The following is a 9562-nucleotide window of genomic DNA, read 5'->3' on the forward strand; positions in this document are numbered from 1 at the left end:
GACGGTCCAGCATCCGGGTGCCGTACCGCCGCGGACCGAGGCCTCCCGGTTCAGCGTGGCCAGCGTGTGCGGGTTGGTGGCGAAGCCGGGGATGTCCGCCGGCGTGCCCTCGGATCATGTTCTCGCGGTGGACATCGCCGGAGCAAGCCGATTCAGCCAGGTTAGGTCACGGATTGACGGCTGGTACCGCAGATCATCCGTCATGAGGGACTCCTAAGCTCGAGATTGCTTGTGAATTCGAGACACAATATGAATTGTCGTGTAGACACGCTCTCGCGTTACTATCCGTGTGTCAACACCTTCCGACCGAGCCGATATGGTCTCGAAAATCGGCCGAACATTTCCTGAGATCAGCTCGGAGGAAACCATGGAGCGAGCTTCGTTCGTCGGGGCTTCGCGCCGGGTCGTGATCTCGGTCGGGCTGGTGGACCTCACAGGCAGGAAGTTCCTGTCGCTGAGCTACAACGCCAAGGTCACGCTCACCGCCAGACCCGCTCCCGGGCGGGTGGTTACCTGGCCGGGAGCGGGGATAATAAGGACAGATAGGGCGCTTCTGCCCTTTCTTCAGTCTGTTTCGTGCGCTCGCTGGTATGCCTCGATTACATCCTCGGGGAGGCGTCCCCGGTCGCCGACGCTGTAGCCGTTTCGCCGGGCCCAGGTGCGGATCTGCGAGATCGATGAATTCGGCGCCATTGTCCGCGCCTTCACCGAGTGTTCAGTCACCGGACCGGGATTGGTGACGCTTCGCCGAGACATGGGCAGCGCAGGGATGACGAATTCCTCCATGTCGCGTGAGTCGCCGTCTTCGAGGCCATCCCAGCCGTCCTGTGCGGAGAGCGCCACGGCGCTCCACGAACGGTCCGAGTCGGCTTCACCCTCCGAGGTGACCTCGCCCGGCCGGATACCGCGCCGGTCGAGCTCGGTCCACAACGACCTCAGCGCGGCCTCCGGGTCGAAGTAGAACTCGCTCTCCCGCACGCGCCAGAACCGCCAGCCCGCGCGCTTGAGTTCGCGCTCCCTGTCGAGGTCGGCCTCGCGCTGCTCGGGCGTGCCGTGCCAGAAGTCGCCGTCGCACTCGACAGCCAGGCGCCCCTGCGCCCCGCTGACCACCAGGTCGATTCGTCGGCCGTTGACCTCGACTTGGGGAGTCACGTGGTAGCCGTGCTTGCGGATGCGCAGGAACACCCGCTGCTCGAAGAGCGAGTCGAAGTCGGGGTGCGGCTCGTCGGGGGTGACGTCAGAAAGCGGCTCGGGTCCCAGGGCCGCCGGCGGGTTCAGCATGTAGGCGAGCATCGACCGCCGCAGGCACGCGGGGGAGAGCAGGTCGGGGCTGACCGAGTGGAACAGCCACATCTGGTCTTTGGCCCGGCTGGCCGCGACGTTGATCCGCCGCTGCCACTCGGTGCTGGTCACCGCCGTCCGCCGTTCGGCGATCACCATTGACAGGAACACGACGTCGCGCTCGTCACCCTGGAAATCCGGCGGTGTGCCGACCCGCAGCCGCCGCTTCTCCCAGTCCTTCGGGTCGAGCTGGTCGAGCAGCATGCTGTGGATGAGCTGGACCTGCCCGGTGCCCTGGAGCACAACGACACCGAAGGTCTTGCCATCGTAGGCCGGGTCGTCCATGCACTCCCTGATCTGCTTGACGATCGCCTCGGCCTCGACGGTGTTACGCAGCCGTGTGGTGGTGCCCTCGGTCCAGGCCCCGATGACGCGCTCGACCTTGAGCGGCGGCAGCCGGTCGGCGCCGAACTGCCGGAGCGGCACCAGCGGCTCGTCGGCGTAGAACTGCCTGGAGGAGAATTCGATGATCTCCGGCATGCACCGGAAGTGCTCCTTGAGCCGCAGGACCGAGCCGAACCGGGTGGCGAGTAGGTCGAACAGGCTCGACTTCGGGGTGAAGGCGTCCCGCAGGTAAGCCGGCATGTCCGGGAGGTAGGTCGCCAGCTTCGCGAAGATGGGCTCCAGCTCCCCATGACTGACGGTGGAAGGGGCGCACTGTTTGTCGTCGCCGACCACGATGACACGGGGAGCCAGCCAGAGCAGGAAGAGGGCTTCGATGCTCGCCTGGCTCGCCTCGTCCACGATGACGACATCGAAGGAGTCACGGGTCGGTGGGATCGTCTCCAGCACCTGCTGGATCGGCATGATCCAGGCGGGTACGGCATCGCGGGCGTGTGTCATGGCCTCGCGCGCGAGGGTCTGATACTTGCCGGCGTATCTGCCCGTCCCCTTGCCCAGCTTCGACATGTGGTCCTGGTAGGCGCGTAGCGCGGTGGTCTGCCGGGAGTTCATCCGGCCCAGCGCCGCATCCCACGCCTGCTCGGCGGCCAGTTCGGCGGTGAGCCTCATCTCGCGGGCGGTCGCTGCCTCGAGTTCGCTCTCCAGCCGCTGCTCCAGCCCCGGCTGCCGCTGCTCACCGAAGAAGGTCTGCGCCTTGGCCCAGGCCCAGGCGCGCTCCCACGCGGAGAAGCGCGGCTGCCATGCCTTCGCGTCCGCCAGGACGCCGAGCAGGGCCGGGTGGGTGGCTCGCACCCGGGTGGCCAGTTCGTCACAGCGCCGCTGCTCGGCCAGCTCACGATGGGCGGTTGCCAGGGCGGCCAGGCACAGCTGATAGGTGACCCCGTCGCGGCGGGCCACCGCTTGGACGGCCTCGGCCAGCTCGGGCGCCGGGGAGCCGAGCCGGACCTGCTGGTCCAGGGTGGCGTGCAGCTCCTCAAGCGTGGCGGTCGCCCGCTCCGCTTCGAGTCGGAGCCGTACGGCGTGCAGGGCAGCAGCGTAGGACAGCCACTCGGTGGGCGTGCGGAGCTTGAGGTGTATGCCCGCACCGGCGAGCAGGCGGACAGTCATGGCCACCGACTCCGTGACTCGGCGCACCAGGGTGAGCCTGCCGAAAGCGTCGCCGAGCTGCGCAGCGATGGCCTCCAATGGCTGATCCGGCGGGAACTCCACGCCGACCAGCCCCCACCCGCGCCGGAGCTGATCGGCGACCTGTCGTCCCTCCATGTCGTCGACGACGATTGACAGCAGCTCTGCGTTGGTGGGTGAGATGCCGTCGACGGACACCGCGTTCAGAAACGGCTCCGCCACCTTTTGCGCTGCCGGCAGGAACGGCCCGCGCTTGAGTCGGTTCCCTGCGGCGAAGTGGTCACGCAGCGCCCGCATGGCCTGAAGGTAGGTGCCCGCCGAGGCAGGGCCGTCGAGCGGCGGATGGGTGATCGCGCGGAAGGCGATGCGTCGGATCGTCTCCTGCAGAGCGGCCAGCCGCCCGGTATGCGCGGCGAGCTGCTCCCACAGGGCGTTCTCCCGTCCGGCGAGCCCCTCGGCCAGTGCGCGGACCGCCCAGTCATCGGGGTCCCAGTCGGCGGAGCTCTCGGGGAGGCCGAGCCGGTGCAGATCGGCAGCGGCGTCGGCCGCGATCTCCTCCAGCTTCGCGACCAGCACCGGGTCGAGGTGATCGAGCCGCGCGGAGACGTCGGTCTGCGCCTGCTCGGCCAGGGACTGCGCGGCCATCTCATTCGCGATCAGCGCCTTGACCTGCTCGGCGCCGGGTAGCGTGGTCACGTCGGGGATGCGCTGGGTCGGCCGCGCCCTGCGCTGCGGCGTCTCACCGGCGAGCAGCTCGACGAGCTCCGCGGCCTCGCCGACGGTGATGGGTGGCGTGGCGGGGGCCGTGGCCGGCGTCGGGATCGGCATCCACGAACAGCCCGGCTCATCGCGCTTGAGCCGCCGGGCGATCGCGGCGAGGCTGCCCCGGTAGCCGGGGGCGATCTCGGGATGGGAGTAGGTCTCCGATTCACGCAGCGCCCGGATCCGCTCGGTCAGCTCGACGGTCGTACGACGGGCCGATTGCAGCTGGTTCCGCTTGTCGGCGATGCGCTTGGCCTGCCGTCCAGGGTCATAGGAGGAGAACCTGTTGGACAAGGCCTTGACGCCGCCCTCGAGCTCGGTGGAGCCACCGCGGCCAAGGTCGGTCATCGACACGCACAGCCCGGCGATCTCCTCAGGCAGTTTGTCGCGCAGCACCCGCAGAGCCTGGGCCTTCTGGCTGGTGACCAAGACGCGCTGTCCCTGGGCGAGCAGCGCGGACAACAGGTTGGCGATGCTGTGGGTCTTGCCGGTCCCGGGCGGCCCCTGGACAACGACGCCGTTGTCCCGGCCCAGGCGGGTCATGATCAGGCGCTGCTCCGGGTTCGCCGGTAGCGGGAACAGCGGATCCTGCCCGAGGGCGTCCTCGTGGGCCCCTTCCCGCTCGCGCAGGAAGGCCATCCGCTCGTCCTGCTCCAACGGCTGTACCAGCTGGGCGAGCCCGAGGGGCGCCTGGGAGTCCGGCCCGGTCAGTGTCGCGAGCATCTCATCGTAATAGGAGATCAGCGACCCCTGGTCCCGCTTCCGCAGCACCAGCGCCGGTGCGAGCCGTACCTCCGCGAGCTTGCCGGGCTTCTCGGCGGGCGCCCAGTCGGGCCGGTAGGCGGCATGCGCCTCCAGTCCCCGGTCGCACCATGCTTGCAGCAGCTCGGTGGCGGAGCCCTGCAGGGCGATCCCCTCGCTCTCCCGGACACGTTGCCGCAGCCGGTCGGTGCGTTGGGGAGTGAACTCGGGCAGGTCGGCGAGGAGTTCGCGATCCTGCAGGGCGGGCGAGGTCTCTCCCAGTACCACGTCGACGTGCTCGGTGTCGGCGTCGACGTGCACATGGGCGCGGGTGACGAGCAGGTGGTTGCGCACTCGCGTACCGCCAGGCGCCGCCCACGACAGCAGCCCGGTCGCCAGCACCAGCTCCCACTCGTCGTCCATCTGGGACAGACGGTTGGCGATGGAGTAGAGATCGCGGTGCCAGCGCCGCCGGTGAGCGTGGACACGCTCCCGCTCGGCCCATGCCTGCCAATGGGGCAACCACTTGTCGTACGCATCGGGGACCTCCGGCCGGTCGTCCGTGGTCTCCTGCCGCCAGACCACGGTCCCGTCCTCGCGGGTCTCCTGTATGCGCTTGGGACCGGTCATGGACAGCTCGGGTGCCGGCCGCTCGGGATCGGTGACCTCCCGGGACTCCAGCCATCCGTCCAGTTCCTCAGGCGGGGCCGGCGGCGGGATGGGCCTGACGTAGTCGACGGAGAGGAGCACCTCACCGAGGCCCGCCTCGACCTGCGGAACGACCTCCTCCGGCAGGCTCGCCAGCCAGAGAACCTGCCCATGCCGATCGACGTCCCGTACCGGCGCGCGCCGCGCGGAAGCCAGATTGCGCAGAAACTCCACCAGACGAGTCGTGGCATCGATCAGCTGGGGTTCGCGGGCTCTCGATCCCACGCGCATGAAAGTCGGCCTCCTTCGGTAGCAGGGAGGGGACTGCATGCCATCGTTTGACGCGACACGGGTCCCACAACTGTGAGGCTGGAGATGGCACGGTCCAAGGAGCGGACCGCGCGATATTTCCGGCAGACGTGAAATATGTCAAGGCGAGGTGTGCGGAGCAACATTTGATGCACCATTGTGAACAAAGCTTACGCATGTCGTTGTCGGAAAGCTGGCCGCGCAGCATGGGATAGCCGATCTTCGCCGGGCGCGTACGACTGTTGCCCGCGATCCGCATCCGTTACGACCGCCCCCTGCATTCGGAGCACCGGACCGGGTCGAGGTCCTCGAACGGCTCGGCCAGGGCTCCGTCGCGCTCGCCCTGCTCGTATGGGATTCCGCGCACGGCCAAGCCGTACTGAAGGTGGCGCTGGACGAGGCCGAGGTGCTGATGCTCGCCCGCGACCCGCGCGTCGTACGCCGCCTCGAAGAGCCAAGGAGTCCATACTTCCTTGCTGCCGAAGTATCGAGGACCGCTACCCGTTCACCGGGCGGTCCGGAACGGTCCGCGCTCGCGCTGCATTGGTTCGCGGCGGGATCGACAGGTCCGGAGGCCGCCCGTCGTGCCGGTGACATGTACGGCCAGGCGGAGGTCTTGGACAGTCTGGGCAAGGCGTACGTCCAGTCCCACCAGCTCGACAAGGGCGCCGAACATCATGGGATGGCGCTCGCGCTTCGGCGGGAGATCGGAGACTGCCTGGGTGAGGCGATCTCGCTGAACTCCCTCGGGCTGGTCGACCTTCGCCGTCGTCACCTGGCCCGGGCACATGACGATCTCACCCAGAGTGCGGACGTGTTGCGGAGCGTCGATGAGCCCTACTGGCAGTCGACCGTACTGGTGAATCTCGCCGAGACCGCATTCGAGCTGGGCCGCCTGGGGGAGGCCGCCGACTTCGCAGGTCGTGCGCTCGATGGCTTCCGCCGGTTGGGCTTTCCGGATGGGCAGGGCAACGCCCTGCGGATCCTGTCGATGGTGCGACGGGAGTCCGGACGTAGCGACCTGGCGCTTGACCATATCGAGGAGGCGATACTGGCTGCTCGAACTCGGCAAGGTGCAGCTGGCCGCCGGACGTCCGGCCGATTCCCTTGTCTCCTTCCAGCGCTCGGCGAGCATCCAGCGACGCCCAGCGAGGCGGTGACACGGAGCTCCCTCGACCACCCCGGCCTTCAGCCGGCGCGCGATGAGGTCGCGGGCAGAAGGTTCTGGCCGTCTCGGCGGAGACGTGCAGGATCCCAGCTGTCTAGCGCTGCTTGAGGCGGAGTGCTTCTTTGCGGGTCTCGGCCTGGATGGACCGCTCGCGCTCCAGCCACGCGGGGTTCTCCGCTTTCAGCGCATCGATCTCAGCGGTGGTGAGCGGTCCGGTGATCCCGCTTCTGGCCAGGCCGGAAATGGAGACCCTGAGTTTCGCGGCGATGACCTGCTTGGGGTGCGGACCGTTGCGGCGCAGGTCAGCGAGCCAGGCGGGTGGCGTCGACTGCAACTCGTTCAGCTCGTCCCTGGAGACGACCCCCGCCTGGAACTCGGCGGGAGTGGCCGAGAGGAGGACACCCAGCTTCTTGGCCGCGGTCGCGGGCTTCATCGTCTGGATGGTCTTCCGTTTGGGCGAGGTCATAACGCCAAGAATAGTCAGTCGGAACGGGTTCCCTTGACCGAACTCCGGCCCGGGCAGGCGGTCTGAGGACGTGGAGACCTCGCCATCAGGCGGTCGGTGAAGCGTCAACCACCCCGGCCACGAGCGCGGCAGCATGCCGCGTCAGCGGCACGGGGAATCCCGGCCCTTTAGTCTTTAGGGCCGGGAGGAAGTCAAATCGGTACCCTGAGGAAGTGACTGATGGGGAGACCGGCAAGGTGTTCCGGCTGGCGTACGTGCCCGGGGTGACACCCGCGAAGTGGGTCAACGTCTGGACCGAGAGGATGCCCGGCGTGCCGGTCACCCTGGTCGCGGTTTCCGCCGCCGAGGTGGTGGGACTCCTGCGGGACGGCGGCGCCGACGCCGGATTCGTCAGGCTGCCGGTCGACCGGGACGGGCTCAGCGTGATTCCTCTCTACGTGGAGACCACGGTGGTCGTGGTGCCCAAGGACCACGCGGTGGCCGCCGCCGCTGAGGTGGCCGTCGCCGACCTGACCGACGACGAGGTGTTCCATCCTCTGGACGACACCATCGAGTGGACGGCCCGACCCGGGCTGCCCGCGTTCACCCGCCCGGCCACAACGGCGGGCGCGGTCGAGTTGGTAGCGGCCGGCGCCGGGCTTCTCCTGGTTCCGCAGTCGCTGGCACGCCTCCACCACCGCAGGGATCTCACTTACCGGCCGATGCTGGACGCGCCGCAGTCTCAGGTGGCGCTGGCCTGGCCCACGGACGCGACCACTGACCTGGTGGAGGATTTCATCGGCATCGTCCGCGGCCGGACAGTGAACAGTTCGCGGGGCCGTACCCCCGCCTCCCCTGCGGAGAAACCGGCACAGCGGCAGGCGCAAAAACCCGCACAGAACGGCTCCGGCCGCCGGACCGTGCCGGCCCGCCGCAAAAGGAAGGGTTACCGGCCTCGGTGACCTGCGGCCCCGAACCTCCGGTTCGGACCCGGCAATAAATGTGACCGGCCCGGCGACGTGCGGTTCAACGCCTCCTCCGGCGCCACTACGCAGCTCTACTTCATCCGACAGCAGGATCTGGGCCGCGACAACCTGAAGCGCCCCGGCTTCATGTCGGCATCACCACCTACCGATGTACTCCCGCAGTGGGGCGGGCTTCAGCCCGGCTGCGTCCGCCGCGTCCAGGACCCTTCGCAGGTCATCCTCCACGGTCTCGTTGAAATGCAGCAGGATGATGTCGCCGGCCTTCAGGCGAGGAATCGGAACGGGGTCCGGCCCCCAGGTGGTGAGGTCGTACGTCCACGTGACCAGGGCTTCCGCGCCGCAGGCACGGGCGGTGGTCCGAGTGGTCTCCGAGTACGTCCCGTACGGGGGACGCAGCAGACGCGGGCTGTCGCCGAACTTGGCGAGATGCTGGTCGCGTGCCCCGCAGATTTCCGCCCGCTGCCCGGCGGCGTCGAGCGTGGACAGGTCGGAGTGGTTGACGGTGTGATTCTCGACTCGGAAAGGCCCATGGTTGAGCAGGGCGCGGAAGTAACCGTCACCGTACGAGTACGCACCCGGCAGCAGAAACAGCGAGGCGGGCACCCGGCGGTCGAGTAGCAGCTTCGCGGCAGCTGGATCGTGGGACCAGCCGTCGTCGATGGTGACGAACACGACCGGGTCGGTGGTTTCTACGTGGGAGACGACCGGAACGGGCTCGGGCCAGGCGGCCGCAGGCTGAGAGGCCGACGCGTGCGCAGGGCCAGTCAGCGCGCCAATGAGCGCTACTGGGACGAGGGCGACAAGGGCATCACGTAGGGCGCTGCGCAGCTTTGATCTTGGCATGGTGTCATATTGGCCTAGACCAACTGGCGTGTCCATAGGTCCGGTTGTGCTTGAAACGGACGTACGTGATTCGTATGTCCGAGTTTCGCAGTCGGCGGGCAGACAAGGATCAGGTAGATGGCGGCATCCCTGCTCAGGGGTAATCGGGGAGAGTGCCGATGAGGACGGGTTCGGCGTCGTCGTCAGGCAGTCTCAAACCGGTCACCGACTCGGCCAACTCGGCCGCCTTGTTGAGATCGCTGTCGGTCTCCATGTCCAGCGTGCGCATCTGCTCCAACAGCCGATCCGGATCGCTGCCCGACCGCGCATCGGGCTGGTCCGGCTCGAACTGAGTGGTGACCACGCCGTCCTCGGCGTACACGAAATTCTGGTCGAGGTTGACGTTGAAGAACACCGATGCGGCCACCGTGCCCTTGCTGAGCTTGCAGATCACCTCGTCCAGGATCCCCGCGAAGCCGTTCGGTTCCACCAGAACCACCCCGGCCTCGACGCGGAACACGGCGATGGCAGGATCGCATCCCGGTTCCGCCTCGGGATCAATGGTCACATCCATTCGGGCGAACGCCTCCGCGGGCGACAAATCTCGGACGTAGGTCACACACACGGCCTCGTCGTCGTACCAGTCGTTCATGTTCATAGCCCTTCCTGGCGATGGGCGTGATCCTCGCACACGTAAACAATCAGCGGATACGCGCGGTGCTTTCATGTGATAGCGGATAGTGACCGCCTCTGGGCGTGCCAGGGTGAACGGACGCCGGGAGTCATGCCGTGCCGGGAATGGGCGGCATCCAG

General features: G+C 67.8%; 6 protein-coding genes. 2 read left to right on the forward strand and 4 right to left on the reverse strand.

The window, feature by feature from the left end; translation table 11 throughout:
- Positions 1-564: 564 nt before the first annotated feature.
- Positions 565-5310 (reverse strand): PDDEXK-like endonuclease domain-containing protein, encoded by a 4746-nt coding sequence (locus tag ACFHYQ_RS16115; RefSeq protein WP_394301966.1) that lies wholly within the window; start codon positions 5308-5310, stop codon positions 565-567.
- Positions 5311-6010: 700 nt separating this feature from the next.
- Between ACFHYQ_RS16115 and ACFHYQ_RS16120 the strand changes: the two genes are divergently transcribed.
- Positions 6011-6604, forward strand: a complete 594-nt coding sequence (locus ACFHYQ_RS16120) for a tetratricopeptide repeat protein (RefSeq protein WP_394301971.1) — start codon at positions 6011-6013, stop codon at positions 6602-6604.
- Here the strand turns inward: ACFHYQ_RS16120 and ACFHYQ_RS16125 are convergent.
- Positions 6591-6962, reverse strand: a complete 372-nt coding sequence (locus ACFHYQ_RS16125) for a DUF5997 family protein (protein WP_394301967.1) — start codon at positions 6960-6962, stop codon at positions 6591-6593. The two genes, ACFHYQ_RS16120 and ACFHYQ_RS16125, sit on opposite strands and share 14 nt — an antisense overlap.
- 212 nt (positions 6963-7174) lie before the next feature.
- On the opposite strand from ACFHYQ_RS16125, the gene ACFHYQ_RS16130 reads away from it, so the two are divergent.
- On the forward strand, positions 7175-7903 hold the full coding sequence (locus ACFHYQ_RS16130) for a LysR family substrate-binding domain-containing protein (RefSeq protein WP_394301968.1): 729 nt from the start codon (positions 7175-7177) through the stop codon (positions 7901-7903).
- A gap of 159 nt (positions 7904-8062) precedes the next feature.
- On the opposite strand, the gene ACFHYQ_RS16135 is transcribed toward ACFHYQ_RS16130, so the two are convergent.
- Complete coding sequence (locus ACFHYQ_RS16135; RefSeq protein WP_394301969.1) at positions 8063-8770, reverse strand: polysaccharide deacetylase family protein; 708 nt, start codon at positions 8768-8770, stop codon at positions 8063-8065.
- Between the two features lie 133 nt (positions 8771-8903).
- Complete coding sequence (locus tag ACFHYQ_RS16140) at positions 8904-9407, reverse strand: DUF6461 domain-containing protein (protein ID WP_394301970.1); 504 nt, start codon at positions 9405-9407, stop codon at positions 8904-8906.
- Between the last annotated feature and the right edge of the window lie 155 nt (positions 9408-9562).

This window comes from Sphaerimonospora cavernae, from assembly GCF_042435035.1.
GTDB classification, from domain to species: Bacteria; Actinomycetota; Actinomycetes; order Streptosporangiales; family Streptosporangiaceae; genus Sphaerimonospora; species Sphaerimonospora cavernae.

Excerpts from the sequence above, each read along its gene's own strand:
- ACFHYQ_RS16115 (WP_394301966.1), bottom strand. The coding sequence starts at position 5,310 with ATGCGCGTGGGATCGAGAGCCCGCGAACCCCAGCTGATCGATGCCACG.
- ACFHYQ_RS16120 (WP_394301971.1), top strand. The coding sequence starts at position 6,011 with ATGGCGCTCGCGCTTCGGCGGGAGATCGGAGACTGCCTGGGTGAGGCG.
- ACFHYQ_RS16125 (WP_394301967.1), bottom strand. The coding sequence starts at position 6,962 with ATGACCTCGCCCAAACGGAAGACCATCCAGACGATGAAGCCCGCGACC.
- ACFHYQ_RS16135 (WP_394301969.1), bottom strand. The coding sequence starts at position 8,770 with ATGCCAAGATCAAAGCTGCGCAGCGCCCTACGTGATGCCCTTGTCGCC.
- ACFHYQ_RS16140 (WP_394301970.1), bottom strand. The coding sequence starts at position 9,407 with ATGAACATGAACGACTGGTACGACGACGAGGCCGTGTGTGTGACCTAC.